This window comes from Streptomyces sp. NPDC127197, assembly GCF_042672405.1.
GTDB lineage: Bacteria > Actinomycetota > Actinomycetes > Streptomycetales > Streptomycetaceae > Streptomyces > Streptomyces flavusporus.
Window position 1 is genome coordinate 1 of sequence record NZ_JBHXVG010000022.1, and the last position, 20,486, is coordinate 20,486.

Sequence of the window (20,486 nt, forward strand, 5' to 3'; positions counted from 1 at the left end):
CTTCGTACTCACCCTCTCGGGCTTTCCTCCGGGCGCTTCCCTTCGGTCTTGCGTTTCCGACTCTATCAGATCTTTTTCCGATCCGATTTCCTCGGTGCTTTCCAGGTTCCCGCTTTCGCGTTTCCCTTTCCGGCGGTTCCGACTCTATCAGATCCTTTCGGGCCTGACTCCCAGTCAGCGGGGTTTGCCTTCGCGGCTGTTGGGCCGCTCCGACGAGTGAGACTTTAGCGGATTCCTGGCTCCCGAGCTAATCGGGGGCTGCGTCCTTTCGAACGCGGATTCCTCATCTCGCAAATACGCATGGCAATGCATACGACGACAGATCGTCGATTGCTGCTTGAGTACCTGCGGAATGGCTGTCCGGGGACCGACCGGAGTCGGCTCTCACGTCGGACAACCCGGAGAACACTACGGACCGGGTCGGGGTGTGTCAACTCAGCTCCGGACCAGGCCCTACGGGCGTACCCTGGTGTGCATGACGACGCGTACGTACACCCAGCAGTGGTGGGCCGCCTGACGGCGGCCGGACTTACGTATGCACTCAACGGCCGCCGCCTCGGCGGCCGTTCTCGTATCTCCCTTCGGAGCTCCAGAGGGTCGGCCCGCCGGGGCGGCGGCCTCGACCAGGAGGTGGAGAAGGGATGACGCGGGTCTTCAGTGGGGTCAAGCCGACCGGGAATCTGACGCTGGGGAACTACCTGGGGGCCATGCGGCGGTGGGCTGCCGTGGATCAGCACCAGGCGGACGCGCTGTTCTGTGTCGTCGATCTGCATGCGCTGACCGTGGAGCACGATCCTGCGCGGGTGCGGCGACTGAGTCGGCAGGCGGCGAGCCTGTTGTTGGCGACGGGGCTGGATCCGGAGCTGTGCACCGTGTTCGTACAGAGCCATGTGGACGAGCACGCGCGGCTGTCGTATCTGCTGGAGTGCGTGGCCACGGACGGCGAGATGCGGCGGATGATCCAGTACAGGGAGAAGGCCGCGCGTGAGCGGGAGCGGGGCGGGAGTGTGCGGCTGTCGCTGCTGACGTATCCCGTGCTGATGGCGGCGGACATCCTGGCGTACGGGACCGACGAGGTGCCGGTGGGGGACGACCAGGCACAGCATGTGGAGCTGGCGCGGGATCTCGCGGTGCGGTTCAACCGTCGGTACGGGTACACGTTCGTGGTGCCTCGGGCCACGCATCCGACGGTGGCCACGCGGGTGATGAACCTGCAGGACCCGGCCTCGAAGATGGGGAAGAGCGAGGACGTCGGGCCCGGGATCGTCTATCTGCTCGATGAGCCGGATGTGGTGCGGAAGAAGGTTCTGCGGGCCGTGACCGACAGCGGGCGGGAGGTCGTGTACGACCGGGAGGCGCGGCCGGGCCTCGCCAATCTGCTGGAGATCCTCGCGGCCTGCACGGGTGGGAACCCATCGGAGCTGAGCGGTGTATATGAGTCGTACGGCGCCTTGAAGAAGGACACCGCAGAGGCCGTGGTCGAGGTTCTCAGGCCCGTGCAGGAGAGGCACAAGGCGTTGTGCGCGGATCCTGGCTATGTGGAGGAGGTGCTGCGGGATGGTGCGGAGAGGGCTCGGGCGATGGCCCGGCCGACCGTGGATGCCGCGTATTGGGCGATCGGGTTGTTGCCGGCGGCTGCCGATATCGAGGTGACTGCTCAGGGGTGAGCTGGGCCGCCCCTGGGTCAGGGGCGGCCGGGCGTCAGCTGTTGTTGCCGGAGGCCAGTTCGCGGCTGCGGTCGCGGGCCGCTTCCAGGGCGGCGATGAGGGCGGCTCGTACGCCGTGGTTCTCGAGTTCGCGGATGGCGTTGATGGTGGTGCCGGCGGGAGAGGTGACGTTCTCGCGGAGCTTCACCGGGTGTTCGCCGCTGTCGCGGAGCATCGTGGCGGCGCCGATCGCGGACTGGACGATCAGGTCGTGGGCCTTGTCGCGTGGCAGGCCCAGCAGGATGCCGGCGTCGGTCATGGCTTCGACCAGGTAGAAGAAGTACGCCGGGCCGGAGCCGGAGAGGGCCGTGCAGGCGTCCTGCTGGGACTCGGGGACGCGCAGCGTCTTGCCGACGGCGCCGAAGATTTCCTCCGCGTGGGCCAGGTCGGCGTCGCTGGCGTGGCTGCCGGCGGAGATGACGGACATGGCTTCGTCGACGAGGGCGGGGGTGTTCGTCATGACGCGGACGACCGGGGTGCCGGTGGTGAGGCGCTCCTCGATGAAGGAGGTGGTGATGCCCGCCGCGCCGCTGATGACCAGGCGGTTGGTGGGGACGTGGGGGGCGAGTTCGTCGAGGAGGGCGCCCATGTCCTGCGGTTTGACCGTGAGGATCAGGGTGTCGGCGGTCTTGGCGGCTTCCGGGTTGGTGACCGGGGTGACTCCATAGCGGGTGCGGAGTTCCTCGGCTCGTTCCGGGCGGCGGGCGGTGACCAGGAGGTCGGCGGGGGTCCAGCCGGCGCGGATCATTCCGCTGAGCAGGGCTTCGCCGATCTTGCCGGTGCCGAGGACTGCGACTTTCTGGGTCATGGTGCGGGGCCCTCCGGGGGTGCGTCGTCCTGGGGGCATCCTTGCACTTGGGGTGCGTGTGCGCGTTCCGTGTCCGGTGGGCGGGACGTCGGTTACCGGGTGGGAGGAGTTGCGGTCGGCGTCGGGGGTGATCGCGCAGCCCGGCGCTGACGAGGTGCCGCCCGCGCTCACCCGTGCCGCCCTGGGGGTCCCCCCTCTGGGGGAGGCACGAATGCCCGCGGTTTACGAGCACTCACTGCCGCAGCTAGGGGGACACATCTACGCCGTGCGGCGCCTCAGTGTTGCTGCGCCCAGGGTCAGGACCAGTAGGGCGCAGCCTGCCACGATCAGGGTGTCCCGGAGGAAGTTGGCGGTCATGTCGGTGTGCTTGAGGACTTCGTTCATGCCGTCGACGGCGTAGGACATGGGGAGGACATTGGAGATGGCCTCGAGGACGGGGTGCATGTTGTCGCGTGGGGTGAACAGGCCGCAGAGGAGGAGTTGGGGGAAGAGCACTGCCGGCATGAACTGGACCGCCTGGAATTCGGAGGCCGCGAAGGCCGAGACGAAGAGACCGAGGGCTGTCCCGAGCAGGGCGTCGAGCAGGGCCACGAGCAGGAGCAGCCAGGGGGAGCCCGTAACGTCCAGACCCAGGAGCCAGAGCGCCAGGCCGGTGGCGAGAGCGGACTGGATGATCGCCAGGGTGCCGAAGGCGAGGGCGTAGCCCGCGATCACGTCGCCTTTGCCGAGAGGCATGGCGAGGAGGCGTTCGAGGGTGCCGGAGGTGCGTTCGCGCAGGGTGGCGATGGAGGTCACCAGGAACATCGTGATCAGCGGGAAGATGCCCAGGAGGGATGCGCCGATGCTGTCGAAGGTGCGCGGGCTGCCGTCGAAGACGTAGCGCAGCAGGATCAGCATCAGGCACGGGACGAGGAGCATCAGCGCGATCGTGCGCGGGTCGTGGCGGAGCTGGCGCAGGACGCGGGCCGCGGTGGCGGTGGTGCGGGAGGCGTTGAGGGCGCTGGGGGGTGCGGGCGTTGCGGGGGCGGTGACCGTCGTCGCGCTCATCGGGTGGTCTCCTTCTTGCGGCTGTTCGCGGTTGCCTCGTCCACCAGGTGCAGGAACGCCGCTTCGACGGTGTCGGCGCCGGTGCGGGTGCGCAGGGCGTCCGGGGTGTCGTCGGCGAGGATCTCGCCTTCGCGCATGAGGAGGAGGCGGTGGCAGCGTTCGGCCTCGTCCATGACGTGGGAGGAGATGAGGAGGGTGGCGCCACGGTCGGCGGCGATGTCGTGGAAGAGGTTCCACAGGTCGCGGCGGAGGACGGGGTCCAGGCCGACGGTCGGTTCGTCGAGGACCAGGAGTTCGGGGGTGCCCAGGAGGGCCACCGCCAGGGATACGCGGCTGCGCTGGCCACCGGAGAGGTTGCCGGCGAGGGAGTCGGCGTGGCTGGTGAGGTCGACGTCGGCGATGGCTCGGGTGACGTTGTCGTGGCGGCGTTCGGATGCTGAGCGGCCGGGGTCGAGGATCGCGGCGAAGTAGTCCAGGTTCTGACGGATGGTCAGGTCGTCGTAGACGGAGGGGGCCTGGGTGACGTAGCCGATGCGGGTGCGCAGTGTGGGGTGGCCGGCGGGGCGGCCCAGGACGTCGAGGGTGCCGGTGACCTTGGCCTGGGTGCCGACGATGGCGCGCATCAGGGTCGACTTGCCGCATCCGGAGGGGCCGAGCAGGCCGGTGATCTGGCCGCGCGGGACGGTGAAGTCGAGGGCCCGCAGGACTGTGCGGGGGCCGCGGACGACGGTGAGGCCCTCGGCGTGGATGGCGGAGGCCTCGGCGGTTCGGGGTGGGGTGTTGCCGTTGGCGTCGGGTGGGTCGGCAGCATTATTCATCATGCGATGAATAATGCTCCTGGGTGTAGGCCTCGTCAAGGCAGGGGTTGCTCAGGTGCGGCGGCGCTTCTTCGGGTTGCCGGTGCGGCGGGCGGAGCGCTTCTCGTGCTGTCGGCGGGCCTCCTCGTATTCCTCGCGGTGGAGGTTCTCGCCCGGGGCCTCGAGGAGGGAGCGGAAGAAGTAGGCGAGGAGGGAGCCGACGAAGCCGATGGTCAGCAGGCCGCGCAGGGAAGCCTGGCGCTCGGGGTCCGGGCGCTTGGTGAAGGCGTCCCAGGTGTGGCGGAAGGCGAGGGCGCTGCAGACCGCGAACATGACGACGACCAGCAGCGTGACGAAGCTGCCGGAGTCGGCGATCTGCAGACCCTCGTAGGCGAAGCGGAGCACCAGGCAGGCCGCGACGGCTGCGGCGAGGGAGCCGACGGCGGCGCCGATGCGGCGGGCCGTGTATCCGTTGTTGTGGTGCACCCAGGTCGTGCCGAAGAAACGGATGGGCTCGGGGCGGGGGCCGTCCGTGGGCTGGTCCGGGGTGCGGTTCTGCTTGTCGCTCACGGGCCGATTATGGCTCCCGGCCATGGCGGAGCCAGGCCCTCGCCGCGGTCAGGAGCCATGCCGGGCGCCCCCCTGTCGTCGTCAGGAGCAGCGCCCGGCGCACCCTGCCGTCGTCAGGAGCAGCGCGGTGCCACGTAGCCGTCGCTGCCGGTGTTGACGTAGGCGTCGGAGACGTACTGGGCGTTGGCGATGCAGTCCCAGATGTCGGTGGTGCCGTAGGGGCCGGTGACGGTGTCGCCGGGGCGCTGGCAGTAGATGGGGACGGTGGCGCCCTCGGGCAGGACGCGGACGATCCGGTAGTGGGTGCCGGGGCCGCTGCGGACGTTGAGCCGGACGCCGGGGGCGACCGGGTAGGAGCGGACCCTCGCCTCCGCCGTCGCCGCCGTCTCCGGCTCGCCCGTGCCCGAGATCTCGATGTCCTCCGTGGCCATGTCGGCCTCCCCCCGTTTGGATGCTTGTGAACGGTTCACGCCAAAATCACCTGGCACACCGAGGCTAGCAAGCCACAGAGGTTTCGCACGAAGCATCGACTAGGCTCAGCGCGTCGCGCATGCGGACGGACATCCGGGGGTGAGAGATGCCGCCATGGCGCAGCACCGGTACGGATGCGGAAGCGGAATCTCCGCAGTACGCCGGGCAGTACCTGCTGGAGGCGCCGCTCGGTTCCGGCGGCATGGGCGTGGTCCATCTGGCGCGGTCGGCCTCGGGGTTGCGGCTCGCCGTGAAGGTGGTGCACGGAGAGTTTGCTCAGGACCCGGAGTTCCGGGGGCGGTTCCGGCAGGAGGTGGCCGCCGCACGGCGGGTCAGTGGTGCCTTCACCGCGCCCGTCGTCGACGCCGATCCCGATGCCGAGCGCCCCTGGATGGCGACGCTCTTCATCCCCGGCCCCACCCTCGCCGAGTACGTGAAGCGGAACGGCGCCCTTGCGCCGGCCCGGCTGCGGCAGTTGACGGCGGGGCTCGCCGAGGCGCTGCGGGACATCCATCGGGTCGGGGTCGTGCACCGCGACCTCAAGCCGAGCAATGTCCTGCTCGCCGAGGACGGGCCGAAGGTCATCGACTTCGGGATATCCCGGCCCTCGGACAGCGAACTGCGCACCGAGACAGGCAAGTTGATCGGCACGCCGCCGTTCATGGCGCCGGAGCAGTTCCGCAGGCCGCGAGAGGTCGGGCCGGCCGCCGACGTCTTCGCGCTCGGGTCGGTCATCGTGCACGCCGCGACGGGCAGCGGCCCCTTCGACTCCGACAGCCCGTACCTGGTGGCGTATCAGGTCGTTCATGAAGAGCCGGACTTGACAGGAGTGCCGGACGAGCTGGCTCCGCTCGTCGCCCGGTGCCTGGCCAAGGAGCCTGAGGACCGGCCCACTCCGGACGAGCTGATGGCGGAGCTCCGGTCGCTTTCGGCGTCGTATGACACACAGGCCTTCATTCCCGAACAGCGCACGGGCGAGCGGCCGTTCGATGGCCCACGGGAAGCCGGTTCCCCGCGTGATGCCGGTCCCGCGCAGGACGAGGCCCCCACGCACCGGCGCCGGGTGCCCTCGGCGGACGGTCCGGTCGCGGACGCACCCGGGGCCCGCGGCCCGAGAAGGCGGTGGTGGAGGGCCGCCGTGGCCGTCGCCGCCGTGCTCGCCCTGGGCGCGGGGGCTGTTGCCCTCCTCGGGGCCGGCGACAGCCCGACGCCTGCCGGGGCCGGGCAGCCCGCCCCGTTCCGCCCCTGGGACATCGACCTGAGCGCCCGTGGCGCCGAGGCGAGCGGCATGCCGCAGTGCGCCTACACGCCCGGAACGCTGTACTGCACCCGCCCCGGTGTTCTGGCCGCCGCGGTCGATCCCGCGGACGGCGACGTGAAGTGGGCGCGCGCGGGGGCCGGGCAGCAGGCGGACGGGACCGTCGAGCCGCCGGTGCTGTCGGGCGGGTTGCTGCATGTCGTCACGGAGGGCGGGCGGCGGCTCGCCGCGCTCGACCCGGCGACCGGCAGGACCCGCTGGAGCCACGACATCTCGCGCTACGACGGTCGGGTCGCGCACGTCGGCGGGGTCGTCCTGCTCACCGGACGCGACTCGGAGGTCACCGCGCTGGACGCGGCCACCGGCGAGCGGAAGTGGCGGCACGCGGTCGCCGGGCTCACGCAGCCGGTGTTCCAGTCGTACGGCGGCCGGGTCGCGTACGCGGTCGGCGCGGCCGGGACCGGGACCCGGGTGACCGCCGTCGACCCGGAGAGCGGCGCCGTCCGCTGGCAGCGGCGGCTGGCCGGTGCGCTCAGCCTGGTCGGTGCCCGTGAGGGCGTGCTCTGGTTCACGTCGACCTCGGCGGAGTACGCCGACACCGACGCGGTCGTGCGCTACGACGCCACGCACGGGACGCAGCGCCGTACCGCGCTGCGCCATCCGCTCGCGGGAGCGCAGGCCGTCGTACAGAGGGACACGGTGTATCTGCTGGGGGCCGACGGTGCGCTGGTCGCCGTCGACACGCGGACGTCGGCGCAGCTGTGGCGGCTGGAGACGTCCGTCAGTTTCCCGTCCGCGCCGGTGGTGGCCGGGGGACGGCTGTACTTCAGTGCCGGGGACGGGCGGGTCGTCGCCGTCGACACCGGGAAGGGTGCGCTGCTGGGGCAGACCAGGGCGCGGCCCGGGGCGGCGCGGGGGTCGGTGGTGTCCGGGCTGCCGCTGCCGGTCACCGGGGACGGCAGGGTGTTCGCCGCGGCACCGGACGGTTCGCTGTTCGCGGTGGACGGGGACGATCCGGCGCGGTGGTGACAGGCGGGGTGGGCTGAGCGGCTGGGGGTGGCGTGCGAAGGCCGGAGTCACCGGCCGAGGGGGCGCGCGAAAGCCAGGCTCACCCGTCGAGGCGGTACGCGATGGCCGGACTCAGCAGCCGGGGGCGCGCGAAAGCCAGGCTCACCGGCTGGGCGGCGCACGAAACCCGGGCCCACCGGCCAAGGCGGCACACGAAAGCCCGGCTCACCGGCCAAGCCCGCACACAAAAGGGGCCGCCCTGTCACAGGCGGCCCCAGGTGTGTGCCTCAGCCCAGTTTGCTGACGTCCCGCACGGCGCCCTTGTCCGCGCTGGTTGCCATGGCGGCGTAGGCCCGCAGCGCGGCCGACACCTTGCGCTCGCGGTTCTTCGGGACGTACGCCCTGTTCAACGCCTGATCCCGGCGCGCCAGTTCCGCCTCGTCCACGAGCAGTTCGACGGAACGGTTCGGGATGTCGATGCGGATGCGGTCGCCGTCCTCGACGAGCGCGATGGTGCCTCCGGACGCCGCCTCCGGGGAGGCGTGGCCGATGGACAGGCCGGACGTGCCGCCGGAGAAACGGCCGTCGGTGATCAGGGCGCAGGTCTTGCCGAGGCCGCGGCCCTTCAGGAAGGACGTCGGGTAGAGCATCTCCTGCATGCCGGGGCCGCCCTTGGGGCCCTCGTAGCGGATGACGACGACGTCGCCGTCCGTGACCTGCTTGTTGAGGATCTTCTCGACGGCCTCCTCCTGCGACTCGCAGACGACCGCCGGGCCCTCGAAGGTCCAGATGGACTCGTCGACGCCGGCCGTCTTCACCACGCAGCCGTCGACGGCGAGGTTGCCCTTCAGTACGGCCAGGCCGCCGTCCTTGGAGTAGGCGTGCTCGACGGAGCGGATGCAGCCGCCCTCGGCATCCACGTCCAGGGCCTCCCAGCGCTCGGACTGGGAGAAGGCCTCCGCGGAGCGCACGCAGCCGGGGGCCGCGTGCCACAGCTCCACGGCCTCGGCCGAAGGCGAGCCGCCGCGGACGTCCCACGTCTTCAGCCAGTCCGCCAGGGACGGGCTGTGGACGGCGTGCACGTCCTCGTTGAGCAGGCCCGCACGGTGCAGCTCGCCGAGCAGGGCGGGGATGCCGCCGGCGCGGTGCACGTCCTCCATGTAGTACGTGCGGTCCTTGGCGACGTTGGGTGCGACCTTCGCCAGGCACGGCACGCGGCGCGAGACGGCGTCGATCTGCTCCAGGCCGAAGGGCACGCCGGCCTCCTGGGCGGCGGCCAGCAGGTGCAGGATCGTGTTGGTGGAGCCGCCCATCGCGATGTCCAGGGCCATGGCGTTCTCGAAGGCCGCGAAGGTGGCGATGTTGCGGGGCAGGACCGTGTCGTCGTCCTGCTCGTAGTAGCGGCGGGTCAGGTCCATGACCGTACGGGCGGCGTTCTCGTAGAGCGCGCGGCGGGCGGTGTGGGTGGCGAGGACCGAGCCGTTGCCGGGGAGGGAGAGGCCGATGGCCTCGGTCAGGCAGTTCATCGAGTTGGCGGTGAACATGCCGGAACAGGAGCCGCAGGTCGGACAGGCGTTCTCCTCGATACGGAGGATGTCCTCGTCCGAGATCTTGTCGTTCACCGCGTCGGAGATCGCGTCGACCAGGTCGAGCGTGCGGACGGTGCCGTCGACCAGCGTGGCGCGGCCGGACTCCATGGGGCCGCCGGAGACGAAGACCGTCGGGATGTTCAGGCGCAGGGCGGCCATGAGCATGCCCGGGGTGATCTTGTCGCAGTTGGAGATGCAGACCAGGGCGTCGGCGCAGTGCGCCTCGACCATGTACTCCACGCTGTCCGCGATCAGGTCGCGGGAGGGCAGGCTGTACAGCATGCCGCCGTGGCCCATCGCGATGCCGTCGTCGACAGCGATCGTGTTGAACTCGCGCGGGATGCCGCCGGCCTCCTTGATCGCCTCGCTGACGATCCGGCCGACCGGCGCCAGGTGGGTGTGGCCCGGCACGAACTCCGTGAAACTGTTGGCGACCGCGATGATCGGCTTTCGGCCGATGTCCGCACCGGGTACACCGGAGGCGCGCATAAGGGCGCGGGCGCCCGCCATGTTGCGACCGTGGGTGACTGTGCGGGACCTCAGCTCGGGCATCGTCGCTCGCTCCTTCGGAGAGTTCTGACTGAGTCGAGCGTACGCTGGTCATCCAGAGAGCGGACAGGATGTCCGGATTGCGGGACGCATGTCTCAGGGATTCGGGGGTTCGTTCCCTCTGAGGGATGCAGGGGTTCGTCAGGTGGGCCCGTAAGGGATTCAGGGGTTCGTCAGGTGGCCCTGCACCACGGGTGCGATCCGTTGGATGATCACTTCCATGTCGGCCGACGCCAGCGGCTCGAGCTTGATCACGTACCGCAGCATGGCGACACCGACCAGCTGCGCGGCCGCCAGTTCCGCCCGCAGCTCCGCGTCGGGCATGCCGAGCTGGGCGGCGACCCTGCGGAGCAGCTGGGCGGCAACGAGGCGGCGGAAGACGGCGGCCGCGACCTCGTTGTTCACCGCGGACCGTACGACCGCGAGCAGCGGCGTCCGGGTGACCGGGTTCTCCCAGATCCCGAAGAGGAATCGGGCGAACCGCTCACCGACCTCCTCGGGTGCCCCCTCGAAGATCACGTCGGGTGCCCTCAGCGCAGGCGCGAAGACCGTCTCCACCGCCTCCTGGAAGACCTGCTCCTTGGTGCCGAAGTAGTGGTGCACCAGCGCCGAGTCCACACCGGCCGCCTTGGCGATACCGCGCACGGACGTCTTCTCGTAGCCCCGTTCGGAGAACTCCTCGCGGGCTGCGGCGAGGATGCGGTCGCGGGTGGCGGGGCCGTCGGCGGACTCCGTACGCGAGGGCCGTCCCCGGCGGCGCGGCGCGGGCGTCGTGCCGGTCATCGCCGGGGCACCTTCACCGCGGAGGCCAGGTGGAGCCGGGTGAAGGCCAGGGCCTCCGCGAGGTCGGCCTCACGCTCCGCGCTGGACATGGCGCGGCGGGTGTTGACCTCGATGACGACGTGCCCGTCGAATCCGGACCCGGCGAGCCGTTCCAGCAGCTCGGCGCAGGGCTGGGCGCCGCGGCCGGGGACCAGGTGCTCGTCCTTGTTGGAGCCGGAGCCGTCCGCGAGATGGACGTGGCCCAGCCGGTCGCCCATGCGGTCGACCATCTGCAGGGCGTCCGTGCGCGCGGTCGCGGCGTGGCTGAGGTCGATCGTGAAGTGGCGGTAGTCGTCCTTCGTCACGTCCCAGTCGGGGGCGTACGCGAGCATCTCGCGGTCACGGTAGCGCCAGGGGTACATGTTCTCGACGGCGAACCGCACATCCGTCTCGTTCGCCATCCGCCAGATCCCGGCGACGAAGTCGCGCGCGTACTGGCGCTGCCAGCGAAAGGGCGGGTGGACGACGACCGTGGTGGCGCCGAGCTTCTCGGCCGCCGCCTGGGCGCGCTGGAGCTTGACCCACGGGTCGGTGGACCACACGCGCTGCGTGATGAGCAGGCAGGGGGCGTGTACGGCGAGGATCGGGATCTGGTGGAAGTCGCTGAGCCGGCGCAGCGCCTCCATGTCCTGGCTGACCGGGTCGTTCCAGACCATGACCTCGACGCCGTCGTACCCGAGGCGCGCGGCGATCTCGAAGGCCGTTGCCGTCGACTCCGGGTACACGGAGGCCGTCGAGAGGGCGACCTTCGCATCCGGGATGCGTACGACTGGTTCTGCCACGGAGACAGGGTACGTGGATCTGCGGGGTGGACCGGGTTTGGTGTGCGCCTATTCACCGTCGGTCTTTGTCACCGTGGGCGAGTGCGGGTCATGTGTGGCTGGTCGCTCCCCCACTCTCGGCTTCGCTCGAGCGGGGGACCCCCATCGCGGCGGAGCCGCATGTCGATGCAGCCCCGCGCCCCTTGCCGGCGCTACCCCGCCGCCCGTTTCAATCCGAGCCCATGTGATCCAGGCGTCGCAGGATGATGCCCTCCCTCAGTGCCCACGGGCAGATCTCCAGCGTCTCCACGCCGAACAGGTCCATCGCGGCCTCCGCCACCAGGGCGCCGGCGACCAGCTGGGCCGCTCGGCCGTCGGAGACTCCGGGGAGTTCGGCGCGTTCCTCGGTGGTCATGCCGGCGAGGCGGGGGACCCAGGCCTCCAGGGACTGGCGCTTGAGTTCGCGCTGGACGTAGAGGCCGTCGGCGGAGCGGGCGGCGCCGCCGATGCGGGCGAGCTGCCGGAAGGTCTTGGAGGTGGCGACCACGTGGTCGGGGGCGCCGAAGCGGCTGAACTCACCGACCGTACGGGCGATCTCGGCCCGCACATGGCGGCGCAGAGCCCGTATGTCCTCGGTGGCGGGCGGGTCGTCCGGCAGCCAGGCGGAGGTGAGCCGGCCGGCGCCGAGCGGCAGGGAGACGGCCGCGTCGGGGTCCTCGTCGATGCCGTAGGCGATCTCCAGGGAGCCGCCGCCGATGTCCAGGACGAGCAGCTTTCCGGCCGACCAGCCGAACCAGCGGCGGGCGGCGAGGAAGGTGAGCCGGGCCTCCTCGGCGCCGGTGAGGACCTGGAGCTGGACGCCGGTCTCGGTCTGCACGCGCGCGAGGACGTCGTCGGCGTTGCTGGCCTCGCGTACCGCGGAGGTCGCGAACGGCAGCAGTTCCTCGACGCCCTTGTCCTCGGCGGCCTGGAGCGCCTCGTGGACGACGCCGATCAGCCGGTCGACGCCGTGGGGGCCGATGGCGCCGTTCTCGTCGAGAAGTTGGGCGAGGCGCAGTTCCGCCTTGTGCGAGTGCGCGGGCAGCGGGCGCGCGCCGGGGTGCGCATCCACCACCAGCAGATGCACCGTGTTCGATCCCACGTCGAGGACACCGAGTCTCATGTACGGAACGCTACTGCCAGCTGCGCTGTGCTCCGCCCTCGAGGCGGTCCCTGGACGGGCGGCGGGCGACTTACCCTGGACCCGTGCCAAAGACGAAAAAGGCGAAGACCGACAAGGCAGACAAGAAGGCCGGATCAACCAAGGGTTCTTCGCAGGCGACAGCACCGACGAAGTCGCAGCAGGCCCTGGCGGACGACGAGAAGGGCCTCGACTTCGCGCGCGCGTGGGTGGAGTTCCCTGATCCGGCGGACGACGAACAGATCTTCCGCTGTGATCTGACATGGCTGACCTCTCGCTGGAACTGCATCTTCGGAAGCGGCTGCCAGGGCATCCAGGCCGGCCGCGCGGACGACGGGTGCTGCACGTTGGGAGCCCACTTCTCCGACGAGGACGACGAGAAGCGGGTCGCCGGGCATGTGGCGAGGCTCACGCCGGAGATCTGGCAGAACCACGCCGAGGGCACCCGGGGCGGCTGGGTCTCCAAGGACGACGAGGGCTCCCGGCAGACCCGCCCCTACCAGGGCTCCTGCATCTTCCAGAACCGGCCCGGCTTCGCGGGCGGCGCGGGCTGCTCGCTGCACATCCTCGCCCTGAAGGAGGGCCGGGAACCGCTGGAGACGAAGCCGGACGTGTGCTGGCAGCTGCCGATCCGGCGGACCTACGAATGGATCGACCGGCCCGACGACACGCGCGTACTCCAGGTGTCGATCGGTGAGTACGACCGCCGGGGCTGGGGGCCGGGCGGCCATGACCTGCACTGGTGGTGCACGTCGGCGACCTCGGCGCACGGTGCGGGCGATCCGGTGTACGTGTCCTACCGGGCGGAGCTGACGGAGCTGATGGGCAAGGCCGGCTACGACCGGCTGGTCGAGCTGTGCGAGCAGCGGTTGAACTCGCAGCTGCCTCTGCTTGCGCCGCATCCGGCGGATCCGGTGGGGTGACGGGGGCGGCACGGTCCTCACGACGTCGAAGGGCTCGGGTCCCCGCTGTCGCTGGGCGGGGGCGTCGAGTCCCCCGGGGTGGACGGGGTGGAGTCGCTGGGGGTGGGTTCGGGGTCGGGTGGCGGGGTCGTCGGTGGGTCGCTGGGCGTGGGCTCGGTGGGCGGCGGGGTCGTGGGCGTCGGGTCCGGATCGGGCGGGGACGTCGGTGGGGCGCTGGGGGTTCCGGGGATGCTGGGCACCGGGCCCGGGGCGGACGGGGTCGGGGCGGGGCCGTAGCCCTGGATCGTGACAACCGCGCCGGCTGGTGCGATCGCTACCCGTGCGCTCCAGTACCCGGACGGCTCGCGCAGCTGGTCGACGTACACCTTGATCGTCAACGTTTCGCCTGGGCGGAGCGTTCCTGCAGATCGGCTCAGATAGAGCCAGGAGGCGCCCGTGGTCGCGGACCAGCGCACCGGGGCATGGCCGGAGGCGGTCAGAGTGATCAGTGTGGTGTCGCCGCTGTTGTCGGCGGTCACCGCCAGTGCCCCCGCACCCTTGCGGCCCGCTCCGGCGACGCTGACGACCTCCACGGAGACGTCGGGTTGGTCGCCGTTCGAGAAGCGGCCACCAGGGTGCGCGTCGGCGTTTCCCGTGTTCTCGTAGCCGCCGCGCGCCGCCTCGCCGTCGAGGCTGCCGGGGTCGTCGTCGCGGCTGGCGGTGGCGGTGCTGCCCTCTCCGCCCTCGCCGGTGACCGGCGAGGCCCGGTAGGCGGACCAGAGGGCCAGTACGGGGGCCGCCACGACGGTGGCGACGACGGTCGTGGTGACGGCACGCGCGCGTAGGCGGTCCCTTCGGGCGGCGCGGTCCTTGGGGTCCATGGGGAAGCCGCGCCGGTCGAAGCGGGGCGCGGCGGTGCCCCGCGCGCGCGGGTGATGCGCCATGGCGTGGTGCAGTGCCGCGCGGGGCGCCTCCAGCACGGGCAGGGCGGCGGGGGTGACGCTGGCGCCGGGCCAGCGGCCGGGGACGGCGCGCTCGGCGGTGCGCCGGCAGCGGGGGCAGTCGTCGACGTGCCGGACGAGCTCACGGCGGACCGCGGCGCTGAGCACGAGCTGGTTGTCGCCGGTGAGGCGGGCGACGCTCGGACAGCCGCCGGTCTCGACGACCGCGAGGGCGGCGCGGGTGCGTTCGACCTCGCAGGCGGCGGAGGCGAGCAGCTCACGGGCGGCGGCGAGGTCCATGCCGAGGACGGCGGCGACCTCATGGGCGGCCAGGTGGTGGCGTACGGCCAGTTCGAGCGCCTCGCGCTGCTCAGGGGTGGTGCCGGCGGCCTCCGGCCAGGCCAGCTGAGCGAGTTCGCGCCGGCGCTGCTCCTGGGCCTCCTCGGAGACGTGCGGGGTGGTGGGCCGTCTGCCGCGCTGCCGTTCGGTGCCATGGTGGCCCGCCGCGTGCGTGGCCTGACGTTTCTGCTTGATCTCGGCCAGCTTGCGCAGGCACGCCCAGCGGGCCAGCGCGTACAGCCACGCCCGGCGGTCCCCGGCGGCGTCCGGGGCACGCTGGCCGCGGCGTTCGGCGAGCGCGAGGACCTCGCCCAGGGCGGCGGTCGCGGCGTCGTGGTCGCACAGCACGGAGAGGCAGTAGGTGAACAGACCGTCCAGATACGGCTCGTAGCGCGCGGGCGGGTGGTGCGCCAGCGTGCGCGCCGCAGCACGGTCGCGTGCCTCGTGGCGCGCCCGGTGTGCGCCGGTCGTGCGGGTCGAGGTGTCCGGGCTGCTGCTCATCACCCGGCCGACCGTAGGCGGCGGGGGGTGGCACCTTCCGCCACCTTGAGCACATTTAATTCGTACGGGTGAAACGATCCCTCATAAGGGGACAGGAACCGGTGATTCCGTGACCGGTTCGGGCGTGTCGATACCGGTTCGTACCGGGTTCGCGGCCCCGTTCGCGGCCCCACGGCACGGTGGCCCGCGAACCGATGGCCTGCAGCGTGCCCGCGTTGTCAGTGGGGCCGGTTACGGTTTCGTCCATGGCTGCCCGTACGAAGACCACGAAGGACCGCCCGTCCTACCGCTGCACCGAATGCGGCTGGCAGACGGCCAAGTGGCTCGGCCGCTGCCCCGAATGCCAGGCCTGGGGCACGGTCGAGGAATACGGCACGCCCGCCGTACGCACCACCACACCCGGCCGCGTCACCACCTCCGCCCTGCCCATCGGCCAGGTCGACGGCCGCCAGGCCACCGCCCGCCCGACCGGCGTCCCCGAGCTGGACCGCGTGCTCGGCGGCGGGCTCGTGCCCGGCGCGGTGGTGCTCGTCGCGGGCGAGCCCGGCGTCGGCAAGTCGACCCTGCTACTGGACGTGGCGGCCAAGTCGGCGAGTGACGAACACCGCACCCTCTATGTGACCGGCGAGGAGTCGGCGAGCCAGGTCCGGCTGCGCGCCGACCGGATCGGCGCCATCGACGACCACCTCTATCTCGCCGCCGAGACCGATCTGGCTGCCGTGCTGGGCCACTTGGACGCGGTGAAGCCGTCACTGCTCATCCTCGACTCGGTACAGACGGTCGCCTCCCCGGAGATCGACGGCGCGCCGGGCGGCATGGCCCAGGTCCGCGAGGTGGCCGGCGCCCTGATCCGCGCTTCCAAGGAGCGGGGCATGTCCACGCTCCTTGTGGGCCATGTCACCAAGGACGGCGCGATCGCGGGCCCGCGCCTGCTGGAGCACCTCGTCGACGTCGTCCTGCACTTCGAGGGCGACCGGCACGCGCGTCTGCGCCTCGTACGCGGCGTCAAGAACCGCTACGGGACGACGGACGAGGTCGGCTGCTTCGAGCTGCACGACGAGGGAATCACCGGACTCGCCGACCCCAGCGGCCTGTTCCTGACCCGCCGGGCCGAGCCGGTCCCCGGCACCTGCCTGACCGTCACCCTGGAGGGCCGCCGCCCCCTGGTCGCCGAGGTCCAGGCACTCACGGTCGACTCGCAGATCCCCTCCCCACGCCGCACGACATCCGGCCTGGAGACCTCTCGCGTCTCGATGATGCTGGCGGTCCTGGAACAGCGCGGCCGCATCAGCGCCCTGGGCAAACGGGACATCTACTCCGCAACGGTCGGCGGAGTGAAGCTGTCCGAACCGGCCGCCGACCTCGCCGTCGCCCTCGCGCTGGCGTCGGCGGCCAGTGACACCCCGCTGCCGAAGAACCTCGTGGCGATCGGCGAGGTCGGCCTCGCGGGCGAGGTCAGACGGGTCACCGGCGTGCAGCGCCGGCTCGCGGAGGCGCACCGCCTGGGTTTCACCCATGCGCTCGTGCCGGGCGATCCGGGCAAGGTCCCTGCGGGCATGAAGGTCCTGGAAGTCGCGGACATAGGGGACGCCCTGAGGGTCCTCCCCCGCTCCCGTCGCCGAGAGGCCCCCCGGGACGCGGAGGACCGCCGGTAGACTTTGCCCTGGTCTCGCCCGTCCGTACGAACCGAGTGCGCATGCGGGAGCGCCCCAGAACCTGCGACCGGAGGAGTGCAGTGGCAGCCAACGACCGGGCAGCAGCTCCCGGAAAATCCGGTGGGAGTGCCGGTTCCGATGGCCTGATGCGCGCCTCGCTGAGCGCCGTGGCTCCGGGCACGGCCCTGCGCGACGGGCTCGAGCGGGTCCTGCGCGGCAACACCGGCGGGCTGATCGTGCTCGGCTCCGACAAGACCGTCGAGGCCATGTGCACGGGCGGTTTCGTGCTGGATGTCGAGTTCACGGCGACCCGGCTGCGTGAGCTGTGCAAGCTGGACGGCGGCATCGTGCTCTCCTCCGACCTGTCGAAGATCCTGCGTGCGGGTGTCCAACTCGTTCCGGATCCCACGATCCCGACCGAGGAGACGGGCACTCGCCACCGCACCGCGGACCGGGTCAGCAAGCAGGTCGGATTCCCTGTGGTCTCGGTCTCCCAGTCCATGCGGCTGATCGCGCTGTACGTCGACGGCCAGCGCCGCGTCCTGGAGGACTCGGCGGCGATCCTGTCCCGCGCCAACCAGGCCCTGGCGACCCTGGAGCGCTACAAGCTCCGCCTGGACGAGGTCGCGGGCACGCTGTCGGCGCTGGAGATCGAGGACCTGGTGACGGTCCGGGACGTCTCCGCCGTCGCGCAGCGGCTGGAGATGGTACGCCGCATCGCCACCGAAATCGCCGAATACGTGGTCGAACTGGGCACCGACGGGCGTCTCCTCGCCCTCCAGCTGGACGAGTTGATCGCCGGCGTCGAACCCGAGCGTGAACTGGTCGTCCGGGACTACGTTCCCGAGCCCACCGCCAAGCGCTCCCGCACGGTCGAGGAGGCGCTGGCCGAACTGGACGCCCTCACCCACGCCGAGCTGCTCGAACTGCCCACGGTGGCCCGAGCGTTGGGCTACACGGGCTCCCCCGAGGCCCTCGACTCCGCGGTGTCCCCGCGCGGCTTCCGCCTCCTCGCCAAGGTGCCGCGCCTCCCGGGCGCCATCATCGACCGGCTGGTGGAGTACTTCGGCGGCCTGCAGAAACTCCTCGCCGCCAGCGTGGACGACCTCCAGACGGTCGAGGGCGTGGGCGAGGCCCGTGCGCGCAGCGTCCGGGAGGGGCTGTCACGCCTGGCGGAGTCGTCGATCCTGGAACGGTACGTCTAGCCTCCGGCAAGGTGCCGTTGCTCGCGGAGGCGCCCCGCCTCTGTGGCTGTGCCCACCCTCCCCCACTCTCGGCTTCGCTCGAGCGGGGGACCTCTATCGCCCTGCGGAACGACTGCCCACAGTCACCTCTCTCTAGTCGGCATCCAGCACGAACGAAGTCCGCGCCTTCCCGAACCCCGGCGCCGCGGCCTCCACCAGATACGTCCCCGCCCCGGCCGTCCCCGCCGGAGGCGTCCCGCACTCGGGGGCGCTCGGCTTGCGATCCCACTCCACGCTGTACGTGATACTGCTGCCCGCGGGCACCCGGTACAGCAGGCTGCCGGCCCCCTTGGGACAGTCGTCCGACGACCAGTACGCGTCGTCGCTCCCCGCCTGAGTGATCGTCAGCACCGCGCTCTTCGGCCCGAGATCGACCTTGCAGTCACTGCCGGAGGAGTTCTGCGCAGTCAGCCGGAAGACCGGACGCTCGTCCGGTGAGTAGGAGTTACGCACGCTGCGCAGCGTCAACGACACCGCGCTCGGCGTGCAGTTGGACAAGGGGGACCCGGCCGGCAGGGCATCCCCCGCACCGACGTCGGCCCCTGACACAGCGCCACCCGAGCCACCGCCGCTGCTGCCCGCACTGCCGCTGCCACCGTCACCCGAGCCGTCGGCCCCGCCGGAGTCCCCCGCCCCGGCACTGTCTCCCGAGCCGCCCCCGTTGGCGTCCCCGTCGTCCGACTCGTCGCGTCCGCCGGGCGCCTGACTGATCGCGGGTCCGGAGCTGGACGGCCCCGGCGTGATCGTGGGCGCGGGATTCTTGCCGTCGGACCCGTCGGCGCCGTTCTTGCTGCCTCCTCCGCCCGATGTGAAGACCCAGGCGATCAGCAGCGCCAACAGGGCGATCACAGACAGCAGGACGACCCTCCGTCGCCAGTAGATGGAGGAGGGAAGCGGCCCGACCGGATTGCGCAGAGATCCCACGGCGCAAACTGTACGAGAGATCGGTGCGTCAGCTTGCCCCACCCGCCGCCAGGAGCCACAACTTTTCCGGATCATCATCCCGGAATGCCGCCGACGCGCCGCTGCTGGTCATCGAGTCGAGCACCGGACGACGCAGGGAGTGACGAACCTTCCCACGTCGCCTACGGTCCGTGACCGCGAGCACCGGGTACGACGACAACACCCCGACGGCGCCCGGAACTTGACGGAGCGGCGGACGGAGACGGGGCCGTTCGCGACCGCAGCCCTTGCACCATTGGCCACGGCATCCGGTCGGCGCAGCCGACACCGCGCCCCGACCCGCCCCACTCCGCGCTACCCACGTCCGCGACCTTCGACGTGGCAGGATCAGAAGTGCCATGACTGCGCCCACGAAGCCACCGCACACCCGCCCCGCCGACGCCGTCCCCGGTCCGCCGCTCGGAGCCGAGCTGCACTCCCCCGTCATCGCCTGGTTCGACGAGCATGCGCGCGACCTGCCCTGGCGGCGCCCGGAGGCCGGCGCCTGGGGCGTGATGGTCAGCGAGTTCATGCTCCAGCAGACGCCGGTGAACCGCGTCCTGCCCGTCTACGAGCACTGGCTGGCCCGCTGGCCCCGCCCCGCCGACCTCGCCGAGGAGGCCCCCGGCGAGGCCGTCCGCGCCTGGGGTCGGCTCGGCTACCCGCGCCGCGCCCTGCGGCTGCACGGCGCTGCCGTCGCCATAACGGAGCGGCACGGCGGGGACGTACCGACCGACCACGGCCAGCTGCTGGCGCTGCCCGGCATCGGCGAGTACACGGCGGCAGCCGTGGCGTCGTTCGCGTACGGGCAGCGGCATGCCGTGCTCGACACCAACGTCCGCCGGGTCCTGGCCCGCGCGGTCAACGGTGTGCAGTACCCGCCGAACGCCACCACCGCCGCCGAGCGCCGGCTCGCCCGGGCGCTGCTGCCCGAGGACGAGCGGACCGCCGCCCGCTGGGCCGCGGCCTCCATGGAGCTGGGCGCGCTGGTGTGCACGGCCAAGAACGAGAGCTGCCACAGCTGCCCGATCGCCGCACAGTGCGCCTGGCGGCTGGCCGGGAAGCCGGAGCACGAGGGTCCGCCGCGCCGGGGACAGACGTACGCCGGCACCGACCGTCAGGTACGCGGCAAGCTGCTCGCCGTTCTGCGCGAGGCGCACGCGCCCGTGCCGCAGGCGGTGCTCGACCGGGTGTGGCACGAGCCGGTGCAGCGGGCCCGGGCGCTGGACGGCTTGGTCGCGGACGGTCTGGTGGAGCCGCTGCCGGGCGGCCTGTACCGGCTGCCGCTGAGCTGACGTACAGCCGCGTCACAGACTCCTGTCACACATCTGCGGTCGTTCACAGCTCCGTCCAAGTGCCAAATCGCCCCATACCCGCCCCATCTGATCTGCGTCTT

The 20,486-nt window shown here is 71.4% G+C and carries 17 protein-coding genes; 6 read left to right on the forward strand and 11 right to left on the reverse strand.

The genetic code is table 11. The annotated features are described in order from the left end of the window. The first annotated feature begins 641 nt into the window (after positions 1 to 641). Positions 642 to 1,667: a tryptophan--tRNA ligase gene (gene trpS, locus ACFVJQ_RS29025; RefSeq protein WP_385788383.1), complete on the forward strand. Its 1,026-nt coding sequence runs from the start codon at positions 642 to 644 to the stop codon at positions 1,665 to 1,667. Between the two features lie 34 nt (positions 1,668 to 1,701). Here trpS and proC read toward each other — a convergent pair whose 3' ends face one another. The 5 genes from proC to ACFVJQ_RS29050 form a co-directional block, all read right to left on the reverse strand. Next, a complete protein-coding gene (proC, locus tag ACFVJQ_RS29030; protein ID WP_385788386.1) occupies positions 1,702 to 2,514 on the reverse strand; it encodes a pyrroline-5-carboxylate reductase in 813 nt (270 codons plus the stop codon). A gap of 258 nt (positions 2,515 to 2,772) precedes the next feature. Further along, positions 2,773 to 3,561 (reverse strand): ABC transporter permease, encoded by a 789-nt coding sequence (locus ACFVJQ_RS29035; RefSeq protein ID WP_385788389.1) that lies wholly within the window; start codon positions 3,559 to 3,561, stop codon positions 2,773 to 2,775. After that, positions 3,558 to 4,382, reverse strand: coding sequence for an ABC transporter ATP-binding protein (locus tag ACFVJQ_RS29040; protein WP_385513190.1), 825 nt, complete (start codon positions 4,380 to 4,382; stop codon positions 3,558 to 3,560). The genes ACFVJQ_RS29035 and ACFVJQ_RS29040 overlap by 4 nt, the downstream gene beginning before the upstream one ends. A 48-nt stretch (positions 4,383 to 4,430) precedes the next feature. After that, positions 4,431 to 4,952, reverse strand: coding sequence for an EamA/RhaT family transporter (locus tag ACFVJQ_RS29045; protein WP_385513191.1), 522 nt, complete (start codon positions 4,950 to 4,952; stop codon positions 4,431 to 4,433). Positions 4,953 to 5,041: 89 nt separating this feature from the next. Further along, positions 5,042 to 5,359: an SH3 domain-containing protein gene (locus ACFVJQ_RS29050; protein WP_385513192.1), complete on the reverse strand. Its 318-nt coding sequence runs from the start codon at positions 5,357 to 5,359 to the stop codon at positions 5,042 to 5,044. Between the two features lie 146 nt (positions 5,360 to 5,505). Between ACFVJQ_RS29050 and ACFVJQ_RS29055 the strand changes: the two genes are divergently transcribed. Beyond that, positions 5,506 to 7,686 (forward strand): serine/threonine-protein kinase, encoded by a 2,181-nt coding sequence (locus ACFVJQ_RS29055; RefSeq protein ID WP_385788394.1) that lies wholly within the window; start codon positions 5,506 to 5,508, stop codon positions 7,684 to 7,686. A gap of 266 nt (positions 7,687 to 7,952) precedes the next feature. Here ACFVJQ_RS29055 and ilvD read toward each other — a convergent pair whose 3' ends face one another. The 4 genes from ilvD to ACFVJQ_RS29075 form a co-directional block, all read right to left on the reverse strand. Further along, entirely contained in the window at positions 7,953 to 9,806 is a 1,854-nt protein-coding gene (gene ilvD, locus ACFVJQ_RS29060) for a dihydroxy-acid dehydratase (RefSeq protein WP_385513194.1), read from the reverse strand. A 159-nt stretch (positions 9,807 to 9,965) separates the two neighbouring features. After that, the gene (locus ACFVJQ_RS29065; RefSeq protein ID WP_224738389.1) at positions 9,966 to 10,586 is read right to left on the reverse strand and encodes a TetR/AcrR family transcriptional regulator; all 621 of its coding nucleotides are present in this window, start codon (positions 10,584 to 10,586) and stop codon (positions 9,966 to 9,968) included. Continuing rightward, positions 10,583 to 11,407: a sugar phosphate isomerase/epimerase family protein gene (locus ACFVJQ_RS29070; protein WP_385513195.1), complete on the reverse strand. Its 825-nt coding sequence runs from the start codon at positions 11,405 to 11,407 to the stop codon at positions 10,583 to 10,585. Before ACFVJQ_RS29070 ends, ACFVJQ_RS29065 begins: the two co-directional genes overlap by 4 nt. 208 nt (positions 11,408 to 11,615) lie before the next feature. Then, entirely contained in the window at positions 11,616 to 12,548 is a 933-nt protein-coding gene (locus ACFVJQ_RS29075) for a Ppx/GppA family phosphatase (RefSeq protein WP_385788398.1), read from the reverse strand. A gap of 185 nt (positions 12,549 to 12,733) precedes the next feature. On the opposite strand from ACFVJQ_RS29075, the gene ACFVJQ_RS29080 reads away from it, so the two are divergent. Then, positions 12,734 to 13,489 (forward strand): hypothetical protein, encoded by a 756-nt coding sequence (locus ACFVJQ_RS29080; protein WP_385513284.1) that lies wholly within the window; start codon positions 12,734 to 12,736, stop codon positions 13,487 to 13,489. A 17-nt stretch (positions 13,490 to 13,506) separates the two neighbouring features. Here ACFVJQ_RS29080 and ACFVJQ_RS29085 read toward each other — a convergent pair whose 3' ends face one another. Next, positions 13,507 to 15,252, reverse strand: a complete 1,746-nt coding sequence (locus ACFVJQ_RS29085; protein ID WP_385513197.1) for a hypothetical protein — start codon at positions 15,250 to 15,252, stop codon at positions 13,507 to 13,509. Positions 15,253 to 15,494: 242 nt separating this feature from the next. Here ACFVJQ_RS29085 and radA point away from each other — a divergent pair, with 242 nt between their 5' ends. Both radA and disA read left to right on the forward strand, forming a co-directional pair. After that, positions 15,495 to 16,904, forward strand: coding sequence for a DNA repair protein RadA (gene radA / locus ACFVJQ_RS29090; RefSeq protein WP_385513198.1), 1,410 nt, complete (start codon positions 15,495 to 15,497; stop codon positions 16,902 to 16,904). Between the two features lie 80 nt (positions 16,905 to 16,984). Next, positions 16,985 to 18,109, forward strand: a complete 1,125-nt coding sequence (disA, locus tag ACFVJQ_RS29095) for a DNA integrity scanning diadenylate cyclase DisA (RefSeq protein WP_129799466.1) — start codon at positions 16,985 to 16,987, stop codon at positions 18,107 to 18,109. Positions 18,110 to 18,241: 132 nt separating this feature from the next. On the opposite strand, the gene ACFVJQ_RS29100 is transcribed toward disA, so the two are convergent. Next, on the reverse strand, positions 18,242 to 19,072 hold the full coding sequence (locus tag ACFVJQ_RS29100; RefSeq protein WP_385788402.1) for a hypothetical protein: 831 nt from the start codon (positions 19,070 to 19,072) through the stop codon (positions 18,242 to 18,244). 377 nt (positions 19,073 to 19,449) lie between these two features. On the opposite strand from ACFVJQ_RS29100, the gene ACFVJQ_RS29105 reads away from it, so the two are divergent. Beyond that, positions 19,450 to 20,385, forward strand: a complete 936-nt coding sequence (locus ACFVJQ_RS29105) for an A/G-specific adenine glycosylase (protein ID WP_385513200.1) — start codon at positions 19,450 to 19,452, stop codon at positions 20,383 to 20,385. Positions 20,386 to 20,486 lie beyond the last annotated feature (101 nt).

Coding starts and splice junctions, on each gene's coding strand:
- trpS (WP_385788383.1), top strand. CDS start 642: ATGACGCGGGTCTTCAGTGGGGTCAAGCCGACCGGGAATCTGACGCTG.
- proC (WP_385788386.1), bottom strand. CDS start 2,514: ATGACCCAGAAAGTCGCAGTCCTCGGCACCGGCAAGATCGGCGAAGCC.
- ACFVJQ_RS29035 (WP_385788389.1), bottom strand. CDS start 3,561: ATGAGCGCGACGACGGTCACCGCCCCCGCAACGCCCGCACCCCCCAGC.
- ACFVJQ_RS29040 (WP_385513190.1), bottom strand. CDS start 4,382: ATGATGAATAATGCTGCCGACCCACCCGACGCCAACGGCAACACCCCA.
- ACFVJQ_RS29045 (WP_385513191.1), bottom strand. CDS start 4,952: ATGGCCGGGAGCCATAATCGGCCCGTGAGCGACAAGCAGAACCGCACC.
- ACFVJQ_RS29050 (WP_385513192.1), bottom strand. CDS start 5,359: ATGGCCACGGAGGACATCGAGATCTCGGGCACGGGCGAGCCGGAGACG.
- ACFVJQ_RS29055 (WP_385788394.1), top strand. CDS start 5,506: ATGCCGCCATGGCGCAGCACCGGTACGGATGCGGAAGCGGAATCTCCG.
- ilvD (WP_385513194.1), bottom strand. CDS start 9,806: ATGCCCGAGCTGAGGTCCCGCACAGTCACCCACGGTCGCAACATGGCG.
- ACFVJQ_RS29065 (WP_224738389.1), bottom strand. CDS start 10,586: ATGACCGGCACGACGCCCGCGCCGCGCCGCCGGGGACGGCCCTCGCGT.
- ACFVJQ_RS29075 (WP_385788398.1), bottom strand. CDS start 12,548: ATGAGACTCGGTGTCCTCGACGTGGGATCGAACACGGTGCATCTGCTG.
- radA (WP_385513198.1), top strand. CDS start 15,495: ATGGCTGCCCGTACGAAGACCACGAAGGACCGCCCGTCCTACCGCTGC.
- ACFVJQ_RS29105 (WP_385513200.1), top strand. CDS start 19,450: ATGACTGCGCCCACGAAGCCACCGCACACCCGCCCCGCCGACGCCGTC.